The following is a 22,586-nucleotide window of genomic DNA, read 5'->3' on the forward strand; positions in this document are numbered from 1 at the left end:
TGACAACCAAGGTGCCGTAATGTGCGAGATCTGACAACCAAGTTGCCATAATGCGTTGATGGGAACCGTCCTTGACCCCTCCGCCCTGGCCGAGCGTCTTGCCGAGGTGTACGACACCATCGGGCCGCTCTACCGCAGGGCCTCCCGCCTCGTCGAGCGGGACGGGCAATCGAGCGGAGTGTCCGTCGGTATCCGTGCGGTGCTCGACCACCTCAGGCGCGACGGCGAGCGAACCGTGCCCCAGCTTGCGAGCGAGCAGGTGCTGAGCAGGCAGTTCGTGCAGCGCATGGTCAACGATGCCGTTGCGGCCGGCTATGTGGAGTTGGTCGACAACCCCGCGCACCGCCGCTCGAGCCTCGTCCGGCTGACACCGGTGGGACGAGCGTCTATCCGCGCAGTGCACGAGCGCGAGCACCACCTCATGAGTCACGTCGGAGGCGACCTGACCGATGCCGATCTCGAGGCCACGCTGCGCGTGCTGCGGCACATGCTCGAAGGGCTCGAGAGGCTGGCGCAGGAGGGGACGGGCCATGGTGGTCCGTGACGCCCCGGATTCGGTGTTCTGCTCTGGGCAGAAGAACCGCCACGGCCGGGTGCGGGCGTTCTACGTTGGACCATGGCCGAGATCACGAACCCGCTTCGCCCGCACCGCCAGGGCCCCTCGTCCCGCGGACCATCACCACGGCCCGAGTCCCGCAGACCACTACGACGCCCCGAGCCGTTGTGGCGGCACATGGCGGGCGAGCAGTTGCGCCGCGCCCGTCACGCCCGCGGCCAGACGCTGGGTGAGACGGCAGAACGAGCGGGGGTCTCACCGCAGTACCTGTCGGAGATGGAGCGCGGCCTCAAAGAGCCCTCCAGTGAGATGCTCGCTGCCGTTGCCGCGGCGCTGGGGATGACGCTGCTGGACCTGACCCTGGGCGTGGCGGAGGGGCTGGGCGCTGCCCGCGCCGCCCGATCGCAGGCCCCGGGGACTTCGCCGGCACAGGTGCGGCTGATGCTGGCCGCTTGAGGACCCCGGGCCACACGCCGTCGGTCCACGCACGCCGGGGCCTATCGTCCCTCGACGACCTCATCGACCAGTCCGTAGTCGCGTGCACCGGCGGCGTCGAACACCCGGTGATGGGCGGTGTCGGCCCGCAGGGTGTCGACATCCTGACCACTGTGACGGGACAGGATCGACTCCATCTGGGTACGGATGCGCACCACCTCATCAGCCTGCAGGATCAGGTCCGGGATCGAGCCTCTCCCCTGAGCGGCCGGTTGATGGAGGATGACGCGGGTGTGCGGCAGAGCGATCCTCTTCCCGGCCGCACCGGCCGCGAGTAGCACCGCGCCGGCACCCACCGCCTGCCCCACGCAACTGGTGGCGACGTCGGGGCGGATGAAGCGGATGGTGTCGTAGATGCCCAGCATCGCGCTGGGGTCACCGCCGTCACAATTGATGTACATCTGGATGTCTGCCTCCGGGTTATCCGCCTCCAGGTGCAGCAACTGGGCGATCATGGCGTTGGCCACGCCGGCATCGAGGGCAGTGCCCAGGTAGATGATCCGTTCGGTGAGCAGGTGGGAGTAGACGTCCATGACCCGCTCCCCACGCGGGTGGCGGACGATGATGTTCGGGATGGTGTAACTACTCATCGGGACCGCCCCCGATGAACCCGGCGCGCGCACGCCCGGGTGGGGCAACGTCGTCGAAGGCCTGGACCACCTCGTCGATGAAGCCGTACTCCAGTGCCTCTGCCGCGGTGAACCAGCGGTCGTGCAGGGAATCGGCGAACACCTCCTCCAGCGGACGGCCGGTGTCCTGGGCGATAAGGCTGAGTACGGTGTCCCGGGTGTGGCGCAGGTCGCCGGCCTGCAGCTCGATATCCATCGCCGAACCCCCGATGCCGGCCGAGCCCTGGTGCATCAGGATCCGGGCGTGCGGCAGTGCGCGTCGCTTGCCCGGAGTGCCCGCCGAGAGCAGGAACTGCCCGGCGCTGTAGGCGACGCCGAGGGCCAGGGTGGACACGTCGCACGGGGTCAGTCGGATGATGTCGCGGATCGCGAGCATCGCGGGCACCGAACCGCCGGGGGAGTGGATCCAGAGGGCTATGTCGGTGGAGGCGTCCTCGGCGGCCAGTGCGATGAGCTGGGTGGTCAGGACGGTGCCGTTGTCATCGTCCAGCGGGCCGTCCAGGACCAGCACCCGCTGCTCGTACAGACGGCGCCTGGCGCGGTGGTCGAATAACGGGGGCGGGGGATGTTCGCTCATGCCAGCACTGTGCCTGCCGGCGGTCACCCGCCGCTGCCGATGCTGCCCGGAGCGGATCCGCTCAGAGCAGTCAGCCGCCGGCAGCGTGTCTGGGCCCGGTCGTAGGAGAACCCCCAAGGTCGATCGGTCGGAGGATGATCCGCACGAGCATGTTGCTCTGGCCGGGCCGACTACCCCGCCGTCATATCCCGGCCGGGGGTCCCGAAATCGCTGCCAACTCAGCACGGCACGTGCGTACCTGCGACACTCGCTCGACGCCCGAAGTTATCGACGTCCTGAACAGCATCGCCCAGGCGTAGTCGCGCGCGCAACGTGTCGGGCGTCTACCGCCGGAGGTGTTCGCCGGTCCACCACGTCCCGCCGGCGGTTCAGGTAGCCCCGCCCCAGGTCGGGGTACTCACTCTCCGACCGGTGTCCGAGAGCCCGGTAGTAACCGATGCGGCGGTAACCTGGCCGTCGGATCAACTGGGGAAGGATGGCCGATGAGGCAACCGCTGCGGATCGGAATCGCTGGTTACGGCAACCTCGGCAAGGGGGTGGCTGCCGCCGTGGGGCAGAACCCGGACATGGAGTTGCACGGCATCTTCACCCGCCGGGACCCGGCCTCATTGCAGGTTGCCCAGGACGTCGCCCCGGTCTTCACCTGGTCGGAGTTGCTGGAGCACAAGGACGACATCGACGTGCTGATCCTGTGCGGTGGGTCCAAGGAGGACCTTCCCAAGCAGGGTCCCGAACTCGCTGCACACTTCAGCACGGTCGACTCCTTCGACACCCACGCGCGCATCCCGGACTACTTCGCCGCCGTCGACCGGCCCGCGCGCGCGGCCGGGACCACGTCGATCATCGCGGTGGGCTGGGACCCGGGAATGTTCTCCCTGAACCGCCTGCTCGGGGAGGCGCTGCTGCCTCAGGGTGAGACCTACTCCTTCTGGGGCAAGGGCCTGAGCCAGGGACACTCCGACGCCGTCCGCCGGGTTCCCGGGGTGGCGGCCGGTGTGCAGTACACGATCCCGGCCACCGACGCGATCGAGGCGGTCCGCTCCGGTGCCCGGCCCGAACTGAGTACCCGGGACAAGCACCGCCGGGAGTGTTACGTGGTGCTGGCCGAGGGCGCCGACGAGACCGAGGTGGAGCAGGCGATCGTGACGATGCCGCACTACTTCGCCGAGTACGACACCACCGTGCACTTCGTCAGTGAGGAGACGTTGCGCCGGGAGCACGGCGCGATGCCGCACGGAGGCTTCGTGATCCGCAGCGGCACCACCGGTGGCGGCTACGACCAGGTGATCGAGTACCGGCTGGAACTGGGCAGCAACCCCGAGTTCACCGCCAGCGTGCTGGTGGCCTACGCCCGCGCTGCGGCCCGGCTGAACACTCAGGGCGTGATCGGGGCGCAGACCGTGTTGGAGGTGCCGCCGGCGCTGCTCTCGCCAACCCCGGTGGAGCAGTTGCGCGCCGAACTGCTCTGAGGCGCTCGGCCGCCAGGACGTCAATACGGTGACGGTGACCGCCCCGTCCAGGACGGAGTTGGCGCCCAGGATGAACGCCCCCAGGCGCCCCTGTCCGGCCCGATGCCAACCAGAGACTGCGAACTGCCGGCGCCGCGACCTCGGGCGGGCCGGAACAGCAGAGCCGGTGGTGGGGGAAACCCCGCACCACCGGCTCCATACGGTCTGTACCCCGGACCGTCTTCACAGACTAGGCGATCAGTCTCCTTTCAGGGCCGATCGCAGCGATACCCGCGCCCCGGTGCGCAGCAACGAGCCGGAGTAGATCCGGGCGGCCAGGGCGATCACGATCCCGGCGGCCAGGGCCAGCACGCCCAGTGACAGCAGCGGCTCCCACCACAGGGCATCGCCCATGAACAGCCGGACCGGCATCGCCACCGGGGCGCTGAACGGGATGTAGGAGGCGATCGCCATCGCCAGACTGTTCTCGCCGAGGATGATCACCACGAAGTACGGGGCCATGATCAGCATCATCGTGGGCATCATCACCGCGCCGGTGTCCTCCTGGCGGGAGACCAGGGAGGCCCCGGCGGCGAACATCGCCGCCACCAGCACGAACCCGAACAGGAAGAAGATCACGAACCACGCGATCGGCCCGGTGAGCAGGTCCAGCAGTTCACTCTGACCGGTGAGCATCAGCCCGAGCACCGCAACCGCTCCGATGGCTGCGGTCTGTCCCACCGCGAGCACGCTGTTGCCGATCACCTTCCCGGCCAGAAGTGCCCGCGCGGGAACGGCCGAGAGCAGGATCTCCACGATCCTGGACTGCTTCTCCTGCACGGTGTTCTGCACGATCATCGCCCCTGACCCCATGGCGAACAGCATGAACAGGAACCCGAAGATCACCGAGACCAGCACCTGCAGCCCGCGGGAGGTGGTGGTGTCGAGCAGTTCCACCTCCGGTTGCACCGACAGCGCCCCCAGCACCTCGGTGGGCGGGTCGGTCAGGGCGATCACGCGCACGCCCACCGGGGAGGTCTCATCGGGCACGATGGCGGCGTCCACCTCCTCGTCGCGGACGAGGTCCTGCGCCTGGGTCACGTCCGCCGCGGCGGTCACCTCGAAGCCGTCCACGTTCTCCAACTCCGCGCCGGCCCCGTCGACCACGGCCACCGGGGTGTCCGAGCCGATGCGGTCGGCGAAGAAGCCGGACGCCAGAATTCCGGCCAGCACCAGACCGAGTGTGACGGCCAGGGAGATGATGAACGACTTGGTGCGGACCTGGGTGGTGATCTCCCGCTCGGCCACCAGCAGCGAGGCCGCGGTGGTGGACAGTTTCTCGGCACGCTCGGTCTCGGTGGGCTCGTGCCGGGTGCCTCGGGTCGGGGTGGTGGTCAGCGTGGTCATGCTGCCTGCTCCTTGCTCTCCTCGTCGGTGACGACGTCCTTGAAGATCTCGCTCAGTGAGGGGTGCACCGGCCCGAAGCTGAGAACGGTGTCGGTGGCGATCGCTCGGGTGAGCACCTGCTGGGCCACCTGGTCCCCGCCCTCGAACAAGGCCGTGGCGCCGTCCAGCTCCAGCACTCGGGCGCCCGGGACATCCCGGACCCAGCCGGCGTCGCGGGCGGTGACGATCCGGTGGCGGCGCACCCCGAAGGCCTCCCGCAGGTCCTCGGCGGTGCCGTCGGCGCGGATCTTGCCGCCGGCGATGATCACCAGCCTGTCGCTGAGCCGTTCCACCACGTCCAACTGGTGGGAGGAGAACAGCACCGGCACCCCGCGTTCGGCGTACTCGGTCAGCACGCCCAGCACCACCTCCACGGCCATCGGGTCCAGTCCGGAGAACGGCTCATCGAGGATGAGTACATCCGGGTTGTGCACCAGCGCGGCGGCGATCTGCACCCGCTGCTGGTTACCCAGCGACAGTGCCTCCAGCGGGTCATCGGCCCGCTCACCCAGCCCCAGGCGCTCCAAGAGATCCCGGGCCCGGGTGTTGGCGCCGTCCCGGTCGTAGCCGTGCAACCGCGCCAGGTAGCCGATCTGCTCGGCGATCTCATCATCTTCGGGTACAGGCCGCGCTCCTCGGGCATGTACCCGAACGACCGCCGTCCACCGCCGTCGAGGGGTTGACCGTCCATCGTCACCGTTCCGGCGTGGGCGCTGAGCACCCCCAGGATGATGCGCATCGTGGTGGTCTTACCGGCGCCGTTCCCCCCGACGAATCCGGTCAGTTTGCCTCGTTCGACGCCGAAGGACACGTTGTCCAGCACCTTGTGGTCGCCGAAGAAGCGGTCGATGCCCTCTACCTGAAGCATGCCTCACCCCGTCCCTGCTGATGCGGGCACCGTGTGCGCCCGTCGATGACATCGAGGCTATGAGGCCACCGGCCGGTGCCGCTTCGGCCGTCAGGGGGATCTTTCCGGTCTCCACCCTGCGGGGGAGGGAGGGCACCGTCAGTCCTGCCCGGCCAGGCCGTGGCGGTAGGCGAAGGCCACGGCCTGGACCCGGTCGCGCAGGTGCAGTTTCATCAGCAGGTTGGAGACGTGGGTCTTGACGTGGCGCGCCCGATCACCAGGTGGGCGGCGATCTCGTCGTTGGACATGCCGCGGGCCACCAGCGCCAGCACCTCCCGTTCGCGTTCGGTCAGGTCAGCCGCGGCCGCGGGCCGGGCCGCGTTGCCACCGGCGCCGCGGGCCGGGGCCAGCGGGTCGGCGCCGGCGTCGGCCCGGCCGGTGGCGGGATGGCCGACGGCGGAACTCTCCTGGGCAGCCGGGCCCGCCTGGCCAGGACTGGCCCCGTCCAGGTCCGCGCCGGAGACCGCCCGCTCGATGATCGCCCGGGTGACCTCGGGGGAGAGCAGGGCGTCGCCGTCGGCCACCGAGCGGATCGCGTCGGCGAGTTGTTCGGGCCGGGCGGTCTTGAGCAGGAACGCGCTGGCGCCGGCGCGCAGCGCCTCGAGCAGGTAGTCCTCCCGGCTGAACGTGGTCAGCACCAGCACCTTGGGCCCGCCGGGGTCTGCGGCGATGATCGCCCGGGTGGCCTCCAGGCCGTTCATCCCGGGCATCTCCACGTCCATGCACACCACGTCCGGGCCGGTGTCGGCCACCACCTCCAGCGCCTCGGCCCCGGTGGAGGCCTGCCCCACCACGGTGATGCCGGGCTGGGCGTCCAGGATGGTGGCGATGCCCTCGCGCAGCAGGGGCTGGTCATCCACGAGCACCACCCGCACCCCCGCGTCGCCTGCCGGTGTCTCGTGCTCGGCCGGACTGCTCATGCGGGAGCTTCCTGTTCCTCGTCGGGGGATCTGTGTTCGTCGGCGGCCAGCGCGGTGGGGGTCAGCGGCACCTGGGCACGCACCAGGAACCCGCCCTCACGGCGCGGGCCCACGTGCAGGGTGCCGCCGTCGGTGCCGACCCGTTCGCGCATCCCGACCAGGCCCAGACCGCCGCTGCCGGTGCGGACCGGGCGTCGCCGCCGGCCCGCACCGTCATCGGCCACCTCCAGCTCCACCGCCTCGGGCAGGTAGCGCAACCGCACGTCGACCTGGGCGCCATTGCCGGCGTGTTTGCGGGCGTTCGTCAAGGCCTCCTGGGCGATTCGGTACAGGTTCAGGGAGGCCAGTGGGCGCATCGGCACCGGCTCGCCGATCACCTGGTACTGCACCTGCAGGCCGCCGTGCCGGGCGTCCTCGATCAGGTCGGGAATGCGTTCCACGCCCAGGGAGCCCACGGGATCTGTGCTGCCCGGATCGACGCCGCCGTCGGGTTCGGCCCGAAGGGTGCCGAGCAGGGTGTGCAACTCGCTGATGGCATCGCGGGCGGCGTCCTCCACCCGCTCCAGTGCACCGCCGGCCCGGCCGGGATCCCGGTCCAGCAGGGTGCGCGCGGCCGCGGCCTGCACCCCCATCAGCGACACGTGGTGGGCTACCGCATCGTGGAGTTCGCGGGCCAGGCGCATCCGCTCGATGGTCACCGCCTGGGCCTCGACCAGGGCGCGCTCGGCCTGGAGGTCGTGGGCACGTTCGATGAGGAGGTGGCGGTCCCGGGCCGCTTTCCACGCGTGGTTGCCGAACCAGATCGCCCCGGCGAAGTAGAGGGCGTTGATCAGCACCTGCACCAACATGAACGCGGCCAGCGGGCTCAGCGTGCCGGGCCCGATGTCCACCTGCTCCCCGTCGGGGGGATCGGTGGCGATGCGGAAGAAGGAGACCAGCAGCCAGATGGCCATCACGTCCACGACCACCAGGCGCAGGACGAGTGCGCGGCGCCGGTCGGAGATCCAGGCGCCGGAGGTGTACAGCGCCATGAACAACGCGATGTTGGTGATCAGCGTCTCGGGGACCAGGGTCTCCCCGGCCACGATGAACACTGCCGACACCACCACCAGCACCGTGGCCGGATACCGCCGCCGCAGGGCCAGCGGCAGGGTGATCCCGGCCAGCGCCACCACCGACAGCACCGGGTGGGCCGGGTCGGTGAAGAGCATCGCCGCGCGCTGCAGCGCCATGGCCAGCAGTGCACCGGCGAACAGTGCGAGGGCTGCGGCGGCGTCCATGCGCAACAACTGCGCCTGGGGGGGGCGGGACGCTGCCACGGGCGGGGGGTGGTCCGAGTGCCGAGTTCCCCGCCGCCGGCTGGTCCTGCGGGCGCCGGGACTGCCGCAGCGGCAGCGCCCGGCTGGCTGGTGGGGGCCGGTGCACTCATGAGCCCAACGGTAGCGGCGGGTACGCGGGGATTCCTCCGCCTCGGGGCGGAGGCCAGTAGGTGGAGGCCGCCGGGGATGGTTCACGCCCGTGCCCGTGGAGCGCCTGGTGCACAGGCCGTGGCGAGGCCTCGGTAGGCTCGTCGACCATGCGTCCCGAACACCTCAACCTTCTGCACAGCACCACCCGCCCGGCCGTGCACCCCGACGGCACCTGGGCGGTGATCGCGGTCTCCCGCCCGGACCTGGAGGAGGACACCTACCCTTCCCGGCTCTGGCGCCTGGACCTGGGCGACGGAGCATTGCGCCCGCTGACGCACGGTTTCCGAGATGCCGAACCGGTCATCTCACCTGATGGGCAGTACGTGGCCTTCCTGCGCGCCGCCAAGGGGGACAAGCCCCAACTCGCCCTGATGCGCGCTGACGGCGGGGAGCCGCAATTGCTCACCGACCACCCGCTGGGGGTATCGGGCCGGCCGGAGTTCTCCCCGGACTCCACCCGAATCGCCTACACCGCCCGGGTGCCGGAAGAGGGGCGCTACGGCACCACCGAGGGCGTGGGTCCCGACGCCGAGCCCCCGCGGCATATCACCCGCTTCACCTACCGTCTCGACGGTGCCGGCTTCCATGCCGACCGGCCCCAGCATGTCTACGTCATCGATGTGCGCGAGGAGAACGACCCGACGGCGTCGAGCCCGGCTGGGTCGAGCCCGGCTGGGTCGAGCCCGGCTGGGTCGAACGAGGACAAGGGCAGCACCACCGGGCACAGCACCACCGGGCACAACGCCAGCACGCCCGGCGCTCGCACGGGCGTGCCGGTGCAACCGGCGGCGGTCACAGCGGGCGAACGGGACGGGAACCGCGAACCGGTGTGGACCCACGACGGCACCCACCTGCTCATTACCCGTGGCGTGGTCGATGAACTGCGGAGCGAGTTGATCCGCGTTCCTGCTCCCGGCCCCGGCCCCGGCCCCGGCGCCTCCGCCGACGGCGCCGGTGAGAGCGCCACGTCCGAATCGGATGGCGGGGACACCCGGACGGAGGGCGAGCGCGAGGTGCCGGTACCCGAACCGGAGTTGCTGCAGGGCCTCGAGCACGGTCCTGTCGGCGTGCGGACCGGCCCGGGCGACACCCTCTGGCTGCTGATCTCCGACCTGGGCCCGGACTCGATGGACTTCATCGGTAAGACCCCCGCGCTGCACCGCGCCCGGCTCACCCGGGACGGACTCGCCGACCTGGAACAGGTGACCGACCCGCGCACCGGGTCGTTGACCAACGCCGTGTTCCTGGCCGTCGACGAGGACGTCCTGCTCACCCGCCTGAACCGGGGTAGCACCGAACTGGTGCGCTACACCGGTGGCGAACTATGGCCGGTCTTCAGCGGTCAGGTGAGCGTGGCCGGGGCCGACCCGCTCCCCGGTGGCGGGGTGCTCGTGAGTGCCTCGACGCCGGACAGTGCCGGCGACCTCTTCGTCGTCGGGCATTCCGACAACCACAACGACAACCACAACGACGACGACGACGTCACCGCGCGCCGGCTGACCGACCTGTCCGCGCGGCTGCGCGAGCAGGCAGGGGTGTTCGTCCCGCAGGAACTGCAGGTCGACGGCGAGGACGGTTACCCGGTGCACGGCTGGGTCACGGTGCCCGAGGGGGAGGGCCCGCACCCGGTGCTGCTGCTCATCCACGGGGGCCCGCACGCACAGTACGAGTCGGTGCTCTTCGACGAGGTGCAGGTCTACACCAGGGCCGGTTACGCCGTCGTCTTCTGCAACCCCCGGGGCTCGGCCGGTTACGGGCAGGACCACGGCCGGGCGATCATCAACGGCTTCGGGGACCGTGACGCCGCCGATGTGCTGGCCTTCCTCGACGGCGCCCTGGCCGCCCACCCCAGCCTCGAAGCCCAGCGCGTCGGCGTGCTCGGTGGTTCCTACGGCGGGTACATGACGGCGTGGCTCACCACCCGCACCGACCGGTTCGTCGCCGCGATCGTGGAGCGCGGCTTCCTGGACCCGGTCAGTTTCGAGGGGTCGAGCGACATCGGCTGGTTCTTCGGGATCAAGTACCTGGGTGAGGATCCGGACCAGGTGGCCGCACAGAGCCCGATGGCCCACATCGACAAGGTCGCCACGCCCACCATGGTGATCCACTCCGAGCAGGACTGGCGCTGCCCGGTGGAGCAGGGCCAGCGCTGGTTCGTGGGGCTCAAGCGCCGCGGCGTGGAGACCGAGTTCCTGCTCTTCCCGGGCGAGGGCCACGAGTTGAGCAGGTCCGGGCGGCCACAGCACCGCCTGGCCCGGTTCGAGCACATCCTCACCTGGTGGGACAAGTACCTGCCAGTCCGGTGACGGCGAAGCGCCGGTCTATCGGGGATTCTGGGCCGAGGGGCGAGGACGGACTCCATCCAGAGCGCGCATGATGGGCTCGTAATGGTCGTCAACTGAAGCGATGAGCGCCTCCGCGTCGCCCTTCTCGGCGGCACGGAGCATGTCACCGTGGGCCTTGGCAGTCTGGACGAGATCAGCGGAAGGACTGACGCCGAGCCGGGGCATCACGGCGGTGTGGACGTCCCAGAAGGCCCCGACCAGTTGACCGACGAGAACGTTGTCCAGACGCTCCAGCATCGACGTGTGAAAGGCCCGGTCCTGGTGGGGGAAGGGCTGCCCGCTGGAAGCCAGGTCGACCATCTGCGCCACCAGGTCATGCAAGTCGGCATTGTGTGTTCCTCGCATACTGTCCGCAACCTTGTGCGCCATCGCAGTATCGAGCGCTTGGCGGACCTCAATGATGTCGCGCAGCGCCTGCAAGTCATCGCCAGGGGTCAGCACCCCGCGAAAGACCAGGGACTCCACCAAAGCATCCAGGCTCAATTCCCCGACGAATGTGCCGTACCCGTGACGCACCGAGACGATGTTCAGCGTGGAGAGGGTTCGGATGGCTTCGCGTACGTTGGAGCGGGAGACTCCGAGCAGTTCGCACAGTTCGGACTCGGTGGGCAGCGCATCACCGGGCCGTAGCCCATGGGTGAGGACGTAGTCCTTGATCTTGTCCGCGGTCGTCGGCCGCTGGCTCGCGCGCCCGGCGTCGGGTACCGACGATCTCTGCTGTGCTGTTAGCGCCATTGGTTGACCCTTCGCTCTCGATGCGTTTATAGTCACCATAGTACATCCGACATCAGACCTCCGACGTCATTCATCTCACGGGAGAGCCCATGCATCGATCAACCGTCAGCCGTCCTCGGAGGGGGGTCGCCCTCGGGGCGTCCGCTCTCGCCACGGCGCTCGTCCTGTCCGCCTGCGGTGGGGGTGGCGGGGGAGGTGGGAGCGACGACGGGTCGCTCTCGGGGGAGGTGGTGTTCTGGCACAGTTTCACGCAAGGTCCGAGAGCGGACTACATGGAACGAATGGCCGCCGAGTTCGAAGATGCCCACCCGGATGTGGACATCACGATCGAGACGTTCGCCTGGCCGGAGTTCTACACGATGTGGACCACGGGACTGGCGACCGGTCAGGTGCCGGACCTCAGTACCGCGCTACCCAATCACGTCGTCGAGATGATCGGCGCCGAGGCACTCGTGCCGCTGGATGATGTCATCGAGGAGATCGGCCACGAGCGCTTCTCCGAGGCTGCGCTGACCGAGGGTTCGAAAGACGGGCACGCCTATGCCATCCCGATCTATTCGCATGCTCAGGTCATGTGGTACCGAACGGACCTGCTCGAAGACGCCGGAATCGCCGTTCCCGAAACGTGGGAAGAACTGGCGCATGCGGCTGCCGCTCTGACGGAGGATGGCACCTACGGACTCTCCGTCCCCTTGGGCGCGAACGACATGATGGGCAGTCGGTTCCTCAACTTCTACGTCCAGTCCGCGGGTGAGCGCCTCCTCGCCGACGACGGGCGCGCCAACCTGACATCCGAGGCCGCGCTCGAGGGCATTGATTATTGGGTTGAGGCTTATCGATCGACATCGCCCGAGGGCAGCCTGAACTATGACGTGCTTGACCAGGCGACGCTGTTCTACCAGGGTCGCACCGCCTTCGACTTCAACTCCGGCTTCCACATCAGCGGAGTGGAGGGTGCAAGTCCCGACCTCCTCGGCGACATCGCTGCCGCTCCGCTGCCTCGGATGGCCGCCGGCGAGCCCCACTACGGGGGCGAGACCTCGAACATTCCGATGGTTGTGTGGGAGGCCAGCGACGTCCAGGAAGAGGCGAAGGCGTTCCTGAGGTTCCTCTACAACGACGAGGACTACATCGAGTTCCTGCACTCGGTGCCGGGCGGGATGCTCCCGGCTATGTCCGACATCAGTGATAGCCCGGAGTACCAGGACAACGACGTGATCGAGGAGTTCTCAGAATCGGTCGCGGTCATCGAAGAGGCAGTGCCCCTCGGCACCGCGATCGGGATGGAGCAGGGGCCGGCTCTCCAGGCTGGAATCCTCACGAGCCAAGGGGTCGTCGAGCGGATGTTCCATTCGGTCATCCTCGATGGCACCGACACGCGGGAAGCCGCTGAGGCTGCGGAGCGCGAACTCAACGAACTGTTCGAAGCCGCCGGCGCCGAAATCGGCTAATCCATGATCGGAACGGCAGAAGCGCCGGCGAACAGCGGGATCGGCGGGAGCGGCGCACCAGCGCCCTCCCGCTGGTCCCGCGTGAAGCGAATCGACAAGGTCGGCCTGGCCTTCATCCTCCCCAGCGTCATCGCCGTCCTCGGGCTGCTGATATACCCGCTGCTGTCCAGCTTCTTCTACTCATCAACCAACCGGCACCTGCTTCGGCAGAGCTACGACATCGTGTGGCTGGACAACTTCGTCAACCTGCTGACGTCCGAGGCGTTCTGGAGGGCATTCTCGACGTCAGCCTGGTGGACCGTCGGATCGGTCAGCGGACAGTTGTTGCTCGGGCTGCTGCTTGCGCTCGCGTTGGACAGGGTCCGTCGGTGCACCGGACTCTATCGAACACTCCTGATCATCCCTTGGGCGTTTCCGGCGATCATCATCGGGTTCGGATGGACCTGGATCCTCAATGATGTGTACGGCTTCCTCCCGAACCTCCTCACCCGCATGGGCGTGACCGACGGGAATGTGAGCCTGTTATCCAATCCGAGCACGGTTGCCTGGACCGTGATCGGCATCAATATCTGGTTCGGCACCCCGCTCTTCATGGTCAACATCCTTTCGGCACTCAAGACGATTCCGCGGGAGCAATACGAGGCAGCGACGATGGACGGAGCCACCGAGCGGCAGAAGTTCAGTTTCATCACGATGCGCCATATCAGGAACGTGATCGGACTACTCGTCATACTGCGGTTCATCTGGGTCTTCAACAACTTTGAACTGCTGTTCCTGATCACCGGCGGTGGGCCCGGAAGCATGACGACGACACTGCCGATCTTCGCGTATCGAACCGGGTGGGGCCTGCATCAACTCGGGATGGCAGCAGCCGTCACCATTCTTCTGCTGCTGTTCCTACTCGTTCTCGCGCGAATTGCCTTCAGTGTCTTGAATCGATGGGAAAGGCAGGACGCTGGATGATTGCGCGCCGTCGAAACCAGTTGTTGCTGCATGGCTTCCTTCTTCTCGTATCCATCATCTTCGTGTTCCCACTGGTATGGATCATCGTCTCGTCGTTCAAGACCGGACCGGACCTGGCATCCAACCCGGTCTCCTTCGTCCCGGAGACGTTCACGCTCGACAACTACGTCAATGTGCTCATTGGGCTCGGATTTCTGCGAAACCTCGGTAACAGCCTCTATATCTCTCTGATTACTACGGCCCTGACCGTCATCGGAAGCACGATGGCCGCCTATGGTGTGGTTCGCTTCTTCCCGAAGGTCGGCAAAAGACTCACGCGGTTACTGATCGCGACATACATGTTTCCGCCGATCCTGCTCGCGGTGCCGTACCTGTTCATCATGGTGCAACTGAATCTGATCAACACCTACACCGGACTCGTCCTCGCCTACCTGTCGTTCTCCTTGCCCTATGCCATTTGGATGCTGGTCGGTTTCTACGGCAGGGTTCCCCTTGAGGTCGAGGAGGGTGCGCAGATGGACGGGGCCGGCAAGTTTCGTGTGTTCTGGCAGATCGCGACGCCGATTGTTATGCCCGGGATCGTGGCTACGGCCGTGTACACCTTCATCAATACGTTCAACGAATTTCTCTATCCGCTGTTGTTCATCAATGAAACAGGCAAAATGCCCGTCGCAGTCGCATTGTATTCGCTGACCGGTTCTGAGGTCCTTGATTGGGGAGCGATGATGGCCGCGGCTGTCACTGTGGTCGTCCCATCGGTGCTGTTCTTCATGGCGATACAGAAGCATATTGCCGGCGGTCTGGCGGAAGGATCGGTGAAATGAAGCATTGTCGCCTCATCTGAAAGGAATCAAGTGAAACCTGTTCGTTATGGCATCGTCGGGACCGGCTACTTCGGTGCTGAGATCGGGCGGTACCTGGTGTCTCGGAGTGATGCGGTGGTTTCCGCCGTTCACGATCCACAGAACGCTGAGAACGTTGCAGCGGAACTAGGTGCTCGGAGCGTGGGGTCCCCGGCGGAGTTGTGCGCTGCCGAGGATGTGGATGCGGTCGTGGTGGCATCACCGAACTGGGCTCACCGCGAGCCCGTCGTCCTCGCCGCGCGCTCTGGAAAGGCGGTCTTCTGCGAGAAGCCGATCGCTCTCTCTTACGAGGACTGTCTGGCGATGCTGGATGAGACCAGGCGGGCAGGTGTGCTGCTGATGGCCGGGCACGTCATGAACTTCATGAGTGGCGTGCGTCGGGCGAGGAGCCTAATCGAGGAAGGGGCGATCGGGGATGTGCTCTTCTGCCGTGCTGTGCGGAACGGCTGGGAGGGCCCGCAACCTTCCTTGAACTGGAAGAAGCAGCGAAAGTTGTCGGGTGGACACCTCTACCACCACATCCATGAACTCGACTTCGTGCAATCCATCATGGGGCCCGCGCGGATCGCGACCATGGTGGGAGGAAACGTCGCGCACCAGGGCAGGGGCTCGGGGGACGAAGAAGACATTCTCGTCATCACTCTGGAGTTCGACGGTGACCGGTTCGCCGCGCTGGAGTACGGCTCGGCGTTCCGGTGGCCGGAGCATCACGTGCTGATTCAGGGGACCGAGGGCGCCATTCGGATCGACCTTCAAGACCCCGGGTGTGAACTGCGGACGCCCGACCGAACCGAGAGGTTCCTCCTGCACAGGTCCCGAGCCGAGGACGATGAGCGACGCGCGATCTATAGCGGGAGCGAGACGGATGGAGCAGTCATGTATGGCGATCCTGACCGCCGGCCACCTCTGTGGCTTCGCGGGATCATCGAGGAGGAACTCGCGTACTTCCATGATCTCGTCCAAGGCGGCGCGCCGAGCGAGGAGTTTGCCGCACTCACGGACGGATCGGCGGCTGCGGCCTCGATTGCCACGGCTGACGCCTTGACGTTGTCCTTGAGTGATTCCCGCAAGGTGCCAGTCGAGAGCGTGATCAACGCGGCGGAACGAAGCCCGAGTTTGCCCGTCTAGGCACCGCACCGATCCCCGACCAGTCTGACGATTCGCGGCTCACGTACCGCACTTCACGATGGAGATTCCTGTGGCCTCTACCCGCATCTGCGGCGTTATCCCCCCGATCATCACACCATTGACACCGGAGGGGAACATCGACCACGACGCGCTCGCCGCCGTGGTCGAGCACCTACTTGCAGGCGGCGTCGACGGCGTCTTCGTCCTAGGATCGACCGGCGAGGTCGCCTACCTAGACGACTCGGAGCGCGAGTCCGTTGTACGCACGGTCGTGGACAAGGTCGCTGGACGTGTCCCTGTGCTGGTCGGCGCGATCGACACCACGGCCGGTCGCGTGATTCACCATGCTCGGCGAGCGCAGTCCTTGGGTGCCGATGCGATCGTGGCGACAGCACCCCTGTATGCCATCAATGATTCCGACGAGATCGAGCGACACTTCCGCGCCATCTCGGCTGCGAGCACGTTGCCGCTCTTCGCCTATGACATCCCAGCCCGCGTGCACACGAAACTCCCCATCGAACTCCTCACGCGACTGGGCACCGAGGGGGTCCTAGCCGGTGTTAAGGACTCATCCGGGGATGATGTGAACTTTCGCCGGCTGGTAGCAGCCAATGTGCGTGCCGGTCGGCCGCTCATGGTGCTGACCGGTCATGAAGTTGTCGTCGACGGCATGCTTCTACTGGGCGCGGACGGAGTCGTCCCCGGATTGGGCAACGTCGACCCGGTCGGCTATGTCCGCCTCCTTGAAACTGCCCAGGCTGGTGACTGGACTCGGGCACGCCAGGAACAGGATCGGCTAGCGCAACTTTTCGAGATCGTCTACCAAGCCGATGGCCGGTCGGGCGACGCCGCTGGGGTCGGCGCTTTCAAGGTTGCAATGAAACACCTTGGAGTCATTCCTACCGCCACGATGGCCTTCCCCGTCGAGGAACTGGGCGAAGCAGCGATCGCCCGTATCTGCGCCATCGTTGACGCGGCCTTGCCCGTGAGTGCATGAATCTCGGGCAGCCTGGGGTGTGCGGCTTGCCCGCGGGCCGCCACCTAGGGCTCATGGCTCGATGGAGGGCGACGTGAGTCACCTCGTCGGCGTCGATCTGGGCGGGACGAAGACTGCTGCGGCTTTGGTGAGTCTCGAAGGCCAGGTGGGAGCGGCTTACGCGATTCCCACTCCAGCACGGGATGGGCCGGAGGCAATCCTCGATGCTGTCGCCACTCTCGTGCGTGAGGTCGTTGCTCGATATGAGGGTTCTCTCGCACCGGGGCAGTACGGGGCCACGATCCACCTCCCAGGCATCGTCCAACTCCTGGGGATCGGTGTGGGCACTGCAGGTGTGGTGGACGCCGGCGTGGGACGGGTCCTGTCGGCGACGGACGCCTTGCCGGGCTGGCCGGGGACCGACGTCCGTCAAGGGCTGCGGGAGCGACTTGCGGACCTGATCGGTGATCACCCTGTGACGGTAGAGAACGATGTGGACGCTCATGGCGCCGGAGAGGCATGGCAGGGCGCGGCAGCCGGGTCCGACGACGTGCTGATGGTCACGGTCGGCACCGGAGTCGGGGCTAGCGTCGTCTTCGACGGCCGACCGCTCCGCGGAGCCCATCACGTGGCCGGGGAACTGGGACACCTCCCGAGCCCGGAAGCCGCTGGGCTGCGCTGTGGTTGTGGCAAGGAGGGACACCTGGAAGGTATCGCCTCCGGTCCGGCACTGCATCGACACTACCTACGCCTGGGCGGAGATCCCGCTGCTGCCGACGCCCGGGCGGTTTACGCCCGGGCCGCCGCTGGAGATGCGCTGGCCGAGCGGGCCCTCGCTGTCTCGGCTCGTGCCGTGGGAAGAGCAGTGGCCGGTGTCGCCATGGTGCTCGACCCGGCAGTGGTGGTCGTGGGCGGGGGGTTGAGCCAGGCCGGCCCGCTGTGGTGGCAGCCCATGGTTTCGGCACTGCGCCACGAACTCATCGCACCCCTCATCGACCTTCCGGTGCGGCGCTCCGATCTCGGCCCGGCAGCCGGCATCCTCGGAGCCGCGCGCTCTGCACTGCTGTGCCGTTCGTGATCACTGAACCGAAGGGAACTAGTGTGGCATCGATCCTTGACCAGTTGAACGGGCAACTCATCGTCTCCTGCCAGGCTTACCCGGATGAGCCGCTGCGGGACGGGGAGGTGATGGCCCGGATGGCGCAGGCTGTGATCGCGGGAGGCGCCGCGGGAGTCCGCGCCCAGGGCTTGACGGACATCGGACTCATCCAAGCCTGCACGAATGTGCCACTCATCGGCCTCTGGAAGGATGGTGACGACCCGGTCTTCATCACCCCGACCCTTGAACACGCGACCGCGGTGGCCGAGGCTGGCGCTGACATTGTCGCCCTCGACGGCACTCGCCGTCCGCGTCCGGACGGTCTGACGTTGGCCGAGACGATTGACGGACTCCGGCAGTACTCCCATGTCCTGGTGATGGCGGACTGTGGCAGTCTCGATGACGCCTTGGCGGCCGAGGATGACGGGGCCGATCTCGTTGGCACGACCTTGGCCGGTTACACCGGGGAACGTGCGAAGACCAAAGGTCCCGATACCGAACTCATCGATCAACTGGTCGAACGCTGCGAGCGACCTGTCATCGCTGAAGGCAGGGTGCATACGACGGCTCAGGCTGCTGACGTGATGGAGCGGGGTGCTTTTGCCGTCGTGGTAGGAACCGCGATTACCCACCCGACGACCATCACGGGCTGGTTTCACCAAGCAGTTGCCGGGGCGTAGGGACCACGAGTATCGGCAACTCTTCCGCTCCGCGAGGTCGCTTCGCGCTGCCGGCGCGCATCGTACCGCGAGCGCGCTCCCAGTTCAGGTGAAGTAGGCCCCGCCGTTGATGTCCACCACGGTGCCGGTGACGAAGGCGCTCTCCTCCGAGCACAACCACAGCACCGGGCCGGAGACGTCGTCGGGGTAGCCGGCCCGGGCCAGCGGGATGGCGTCGATGGTGGCCCGCTGCCGCTCCGGGGTGCTGAACGTCTCGTGGAAGGGGGTGTCCAGGATGAGCCCGGGGGCCAGGGCGTTGACGGTGATCTGCTTGGGTGCCAGTTCCTTGGCCAGGGAGCGGGTGTAGCCGAAGATCCCGGCCTTGGCGGCGGCGTAGGCCCCCGAGCCGTCCGAGCCGCCGTTCTGCCCCGCCACCGAGGAGACGTTGACGATCCGTCCGCCGGGGTGCATGAACTTGATCGCCTCCCGGGTCACCATGAAGGTGGAGTCCAGGTTGACGGCCATCACCGTGCGCCAGTGCTCGGTGCTCATCTCCGCCAACGGCACCCGCCCGATCAGCCCACCCGCGTTGTTACCAGGATGTCCAACCCGCCGAGTTTGCCAGCGGCGTCGGCGACACCGTCGATCACGGCGGCCTCATCGGTGACGTCCAACTGCATCGACAGCGCCGGTGGGGCGTTGGTGGCAGCGAGTGCGTCCAGGAACTCCGGGTCGGGGGCGTGGGTGAGGTAGGTGAACGCGACCTGGGCGCCCTCCCGGGCCAGGTCCGCCACGATGCGGCGGCCGATTCCGATGCCGCCACCGGTTACCAGTGCCTTCTTGCCGGCCAAACGAGACATCTGTGCTCCTTGCGCTGATCGTCCTGGCTGATGGTCTGATCCGCCCTCAACCGTAGCCGGACTGCGAGCGACCCTCAGGGTTGAGGCGAAAAGGCGGCGTCGGCGCTCAGGCGGGGGTAGCGGGAGCGGCCCATCGGGGTGGCTGCACGGGACTCAGGGTGCGAGAGCCGCCTCAGGCGTGCTGGCGGGCGGTGAGGCGGCGCCGCACCCACTTCTCCGCCTCCACGATCACCAGGACCGAGACGCCCAGTGCCGCACACAACGCCCACTCCCCGCCGGACAGCGGGACGAAGCCCATCAGGTTCGACACCACCGGCCAGGTGACCGCCACCCAGAACAGTGCGAGTGCGGCGAAGGAGGAGACCACCAGCAGCCGGTTGCTGAAGGGGTCCGACAGCACCGACTTGTGCTCGAACCGGGAGGTCTGCACGAAGAAGAAGTTCATCATGACGAACAGGGTCATCGTCAGGGTACGGGCGTGCTCCTCGGCCAATCCCTCGTTCAGGCCCCACAGGAACATCCCCACCGCGGCCAGGCCCATCCAGGCGCCGGCGATCACGGTGCGCCACCATAGCACCCGGCTGAGCACCCCCTCCTTGGCCGAGCGCGGCGGGTGGTTGAGCTCATCGCCCTCAGCACCCTCGAACCCCAGCGCGATGTCCTGCACACCGTTGGTGACCACATTCATGAACAGCATCTGGATCGGCAGGAAGATCAACGGCATGTCGGTGTAGACGCTGATCGAGACCGCCAACAGCGAGGCCGCACCGTTGGCCAGCAGGAAGTGGGTGGCCTTGCGGATCGCATTGAACGTGACCCGGCCCTGCTCCACGGCGTCGACCACGGTGACGAAGTTGTCGTCGGTGAGCACCATGTCCGCCGACTCCCGGGCCACGTCGGTGCCGGAGGCCCCCATCGCCACCCCCAGCGCGGCCGCCTTGAGGGCGGGTGCGTCGTTGACGCCGTCGCCGGTGACGGCGACCACCTCGCCGCTGTCCTGCAGCACCTGCACGATGCGCATCTTGTCCTGCGGGGACACCCGCGCCGCGACCCCGACCCGGCGCAGCCGTGCCCGCAGGGCCTCATCGTCGAGGGTGAGGATCTCGGCGCCGGTGAGCGGTTCGGCTTCGGTGGGCAGTCCCAGTTGAGCCGCGATCGCCAGCGCCGTGGCCGGTTGGTCGCCGGTGATCATCAGCACCCAGATCCCAGCCCGGTGGCAGGCGGCGATCGCCTCGGTCACCCCGGGGCGGGGCGGGTCGGCCATGCCCTGCAGGCCGGCGAAGGTCAGGCCGCTGGGCGCTGGGAGCTCCTCAGGGATCTGCTCCCCGGGCGCGAGCACCCGGAAGGCGGTGCCCAGCATCCGCAGTCCCCGACTGGCGAGGTGATGATTCGCGGACTGGACGACGTCGAGGTCGAGGGGGGCCACGCCGTCGTCGGTCTGGATGTTCACCGAGGCCGCGAGCAGCGCATCCGGGGAGCCCTTGACGAACAACACCCGGTCGTCGCCGACCCGGTGGATGCTCTGGGACATCCGGGCCTCGGACTCATACGGGGCATGCGCCAGGGGCGCGGTGGTGAACTCGCCCATGGTCACCGCGCCGGTGCGCAACGCCGCCTTGGCCATCGCGACGTCGACGGCGTCCCCGATGAAGGTGCTCGGGTCATCACGGTCGGGCCGGGCCTCGTTGGTCAGCGCCCCGATAAGGAGCATCTGGCGCGCTGCCGGACTCAGCGTGAGCCCGGGATCGGTCAGCTCGACCTCACCGGCGGTGGTCCAGCCGGCCTGGGAGGTCATCTCGTTCATCGTCAGAGTGCCGGTCTTGTCCGAGCCGATCACCGTGGTGGAGCCCAACGTCTCCACCGCCGGCAGTGAGCGAACCAGGGCGTGACGCTTGGCCATCCGGGACACACCCACGCTCATCGCCACGGTCAGCACGATGGGCAAGGACTCCGGCAAGGAGGCCACCGCCAGGGCCACGATGGTCATGAACATCTCACCGGGGGCGTTACCCAGGGCGACTCCGGAGAAGAACAACACCGCTGAGACTGCGGTGATGATCACACCGATCTTGCGCTCCAGGCCGTTGGTCAGTTCCTGCAACGGGGTCTTGCCCGGAGGCCCCTTGATCAACTCACTGATCACGCCCAGCTCGGTGCCGGTGCCGGTCGCCACCACCAGCGCTCGGGCCCGGCCCGAGCGCACCAGGGTGCCGGAGAAGGCCATGTTGATGCGGTCACCGACGGGGGCTTCCTCGGTGACCACGCCGGTCTGCTTGGTGACCGCCTCGGACTCCCCGGTCAGCATCGACTCATCGACCTGCAAACTCTTGGCGTCCAGCAACCGGACGTCGGCCGGGACGCGGTCCCCGCTCTCCAGGTGCACCACGTCACCGGGCACCAGATCGGCCGCAGGCCGGGTGGCGGCTGCCCCGTCCCGCACGACCGTGCAGTTCGGCGCGGACAGGGTGGCGAGCGCTCGCACGTCGCGGGCGGACTTGCGCTCCTGCCAGAATCCCAGACCCGCGTTCAGGGCCAGGATCAGGGCGATCGCACCGGCGTCGACGTACTCCCGGAGCAGCATGGTGATGACGAAGGCCGCCAGCAGGATCCCGATCATCGGGCTGACGAACTGGCGTAGCAGAGTGACGATCCACGGGGTGGCCGAACTGGTCTCGATCGTGTTCGGGCCGTGGACGGCGAGACGTTGCTCGGCCCCGGCGGAGGTCAGTCCCTGGTCATCTGCGTGCAGGGCCGCGGTGACGTCCTCGATGTCCAGCGCATGCCAGGTCCGCTCGGAGGCGGATTCGACGGTGGGTTGCGTGGACATGGTGGAGGCGGACACTGGTGGCTCTCGGGTGGGGGGTCGTTCGGGACCGTGACCGTTGTGGCAGGCAAGACCGTTGCCTACCAGTCTGGTGCCAGAAGGGCGTCGTGCCGTGGGACCAAGGACCCGCCCGGGTGGCCCCGCGGTATGGGGGCCGATCAGATCACGGGGGTGCGGCCTTCGCCAGTGCGATCCCGGGGAGGGACCGGCTCACGAACGTCGGGTGCGCTGCCCGC

Annotated in this window: 18 protein-coding genes and 2 pseudogenes; 11 read left to right on the forward strand and 9 right to left on the reverse strand. The window is 67.6% G+C overall.

Annotated elements, in window-relative coordinates; genetic code table 11:
• The first annotated feature begins 58 nt into the window (after nt 1–58).
• Together ACRRRO_RS10845 and ACRRRO_RS10850 are read left to right on the forward strand one after the other, a co-directional pair.
• Nucleotides 59–544, forward strand: coding sequence for a MarR family winged helix-turn-helix transcriptional regulator (locus ACRRRO_RS10845; RefSeq protein WP_424798107.1), 486 nt, complete (start codon nt 59–61; stop codon nt 542–544).
• 72 nt (nt 545–616) lie between these two features.
• Nucleotides 617–1,012, forward strand: a complete 396-nt coding sequence (locus ACRRRO_RS10850) for a helix-turn-helix domain-containing protein (protein ID WP_424798108.1) — start codon at nt 617–619, stop codon at nt 1,010–1,012.
• Nucleotides 1,013–1,053: 41 nt separating this feature from the next.
• Here ACRRRO_RS10850 and ACRRRO_RS10855 read toward each other — a convergent pair whose 3' ends face one another.
• Nucleotides 1,054–1,641: a ClpP family protease gene (locus tag ACRRRO_RS10855; RefSeq protein ID WP_424798109.1), complete on the reverse strand. Its 588-nt coding sequence runs from the start codon at nt 1,639–1,641 to the stop codon at nt 1,054–1,056.
• Entirely contained in the window at nt 1,634–2,257 is a 624-nt protein-coding gene (locus ACRRRO_RS10860) for a ClpP family protease (protein WP_424798110.1), read from the reverse strand. Before ACRRRO_RS10860 ends, ACRRRO_RS10855 begins: the two co-directional genes overlap by 8 nt.
• A 482-nt stretch (nt 2,258–2,739) precedes the next feature.
• On the opposite strand from ACRRRO_RS10860, the gene ACRRRO_RS10865 reads away from it, so the two are divergent.
• Nucleotides 2,740–3,726 carry a diaminopimelate dehydrogenase gene (locus tag ACRRRO_RS10865; RefSeq protein WP_424798111.1) on the forward strand — a complete coding sequence of 329 codons (987 nt, stop codon included), beginning with the start codon at nt 2,740–2,742 and terminating at the stop codon, nt 3,724–3,726.
• Between the two features lie 237 nt (nt 3,727–3,963).
• Here the strand turns inward: ACRRRO_RS10865 and ACRRRO_RS10870 are convergent, their stop codons facing one another.
• The 4 genes and pseudogenes from ACRRRO_RS10870 to ACRRRO_RS10885 form a co-directional block, all read right to left on the reverse strand.
• Nucleotides 3,964–5,112 carry an ABC transporter permease gene (locus ACRRRO_RS10870; protein ID WP_424789025.1) on the reverse strand — a complete coding sequence of 383 codons (1,149 nt, stop codon included), beginning with the start codon at nt 5,110–5,112 and terminating at the stop codon, nt 3,964–3,966.
• Nucleotides 5,109–6,019: pseudogene (locus tag ACRRRO_RS10875) on the reverse strand (ABC transporter ATP-binding protein). The gene ACRRRO_RS10870 and the pseudogene ACRRRO_RS10875 overlap by 4 nt, the downstream one beginning before the upstream one ends.
• A gap of 212 nt (nt 6,020–6,231) precedes the next feature.
• The gene (locus ACRRRO_RS10880) at nt 6,232–6,978 is read right to left on the reverse strand and encodes a response regulator (protein ID WP_434081521.1); all 747 of its coding nucleotides are present in this window, start codon (nt 6,976–6,978) and stop codon (nt 6,232–6,234) included.
• Nucleotides 6,975–8,297 carry a sensor histidine kinase gene (locus ACRRRO_RS10885; RefSeq protein WP_434081522.1) on the reverse strand — a complete coding sequence of 441 codons (1,323 nt, stop codon included), beginning with the start codon at nt 8,295–8,297 and terminating at the stop codon, nt 6,975–6,977. The genes ACRRRO_RS10880 and ACRRRO_RS10885 overlap by 4 nt, the downstream gene beginning before the upstream one ends.
• A gap of 257 nt (nt 8,298–8,554) precedes the next feature.
• On the opposite strand from ACRRRO_RS10885, the gene ACRRRO_RS10890 reads away from it, so the two are divergent.
• Nucleotides 8,555–10,753 carry a S9 family peptidase gene (locus ACRRRO_RS10890; protein ID WP_434081523.1) on the forward strand — a complete coding sequence of 733 codons (2,199 nt, stop codon included), beginning with the start codon at nt 8,555–8,557 and terminating at the stop codon, nt 10,751–10,753.
• A 15-nt stretch (nt 10,754–10,768) separates the two neighbouring features.
• Here ACRRRO_RS10890 and ACRRRO_RS10895 read toward each other — a convergent pair whose 3' ends face one another.
• Nucleotides 10,769–11,527, reverse strand: coding sequence for a FadR/GntR family transcriptional regulator (locus ACRRRO_RS10895; RefSeq protein WP_424798114.1), 759 nt, complete (start codon nt 11,525–11,527; stop codon nt 10,769–10,771).
• 272 nt (nt 11,528–11,799) lie between these two features.
• On the opposite strand from ACRRRO_RS10895, the gene ACRRRO_RS10900 reads away from it, so the two are divergent.
• The 7 genes from ACRRRO_RS10900 to ACRRRO_RS10930 all read left to right on the forward strand — a co-directional run bounded on the left by ACRRRO_RS10900 (nt 11,800) and on the right by ACRRRO_RS10930 (nt 18,687).
• Complete coding sequence (locus ACRRRO_RS10900) at nt 11,800–12,978, forward strand: ABC transporter substrate-binding protein (protein WP_434081524.1); 1,179 nt, start codon at nt 11,800–11,802, stop codon at nt 12,976–12,978.
• Between the two features lie 81 nt (nt 12,979–13,059).
• Nucleotides 13,060–13,941, forward strand: a complete 882-nt coding sequence (locus ACRRRO_RS10905) for a carbohydrate ABC transporter permease (protein ID WP_434081525.1) — start codon at nt 13,060–13,062, stop codon at nt 13,939–13,941.
• A complete protein-coding gene (locus tag ACRRRO_RS10910) occupies nt 13,938–14,765 on the forward strand; it encodes a carbohydrate ABC transporter permease (RefSeq protein WP_434081526.1) in 828 nt (275 codons plus the stop codon). Before ACRRRO_RS10905 ends, ACRRRO_RS10910 begins: the two co-directional genes overlap by 4 nt.
• Before the next feature lie 30 nt (nt 14,766–14,795).
• Nucleotides 14,796–15,932 carry a Gfo/Idh/MocA family protein gene (locus tag ACRRRO_RS10915; RefSeq protein ID WP_434081527.1) on the forward strand — a complete coding sequence of 379 codons (1,137 nt, stop codon included), beginning with the start codon at nt 14,796–14,798 and terminating at the stop codon, nt 15,930–15,932.
• Between the two features lie 58 nt (nt 15,933–15,990).
• Complete coding sequence (locus ACRRRO_RS10920) at nt 15,991–16,929, forward strand: dihydrodipicolinate synthase family protein (protein ID WP_424798195.1); 939 nt, start codon at nt 15,991–15,993, stop codon at nt 16,927–16,929.
• A 73-nt stretch (nt 16,930–17,002) separates the two neighbouring features.
• Entirely contained in the window at nt 17,003–17,986 is a 984-nt protein-coding gene (locus ACRRRO_RS10925; RefSeq protein WP_424798196.1) for an ROK family protein, read from the forward strand.
• Entirely contained in the window at nt 17,983–18,687 is a 705-nt protein-coding gene (locus ACRRRO_RS10930) for an N-acetylmannosamine-6-phosphate 2-epimerase (RefSeq protein WP_424798197.1), read from the forward strand. Before ACRRRO_RS10925 ends, ACRRRO_RS10930 begins: the two co-directional genes overlap by 4 nt.
• A gap of 84 nt (nt 18,688–18,771) precedes the next feature.
• On the opposite strand, the pseudogene ACRRRO_RS10935 reads toward ACRRRO_RS10930, so the two are convergent.
• Together ACRRRO_RS10935 and ACRRRO_RS10940 are read right to left on the reverse strand one after the other, a co-directional pair.
• Nucleotides 18,772–19,526, reverse strand: a pseudogene (locus ACRRRO_RS10935) (SDR family NAD(P)-dependent oxidoreductase).
• 172 nt (nt 19,527–19,698) lie between these two features.
• A complete protein-coding gene (locus ACRRRO_RS10940) occupies nt 19,699–22,353 on the reverse strand; it encodes a cation-translocating P-type ATPase (RefSeq protein ID WP_424798199.1) in 2,655 nt (884 codons plus the stop codon).
• Between the last annotated feature and the right edge of the window lie 233 nt (nt 22,354–22,586).

The sequence above is a fragment of the Sanguibacter sp. Z1732 genome (assembly GCF_051020515.1).
Lineage (GTDB): Bacteria > Actinomycetota > Actinomycetes > Actinomycetales > Beutenbergiaceae > CALKWS01.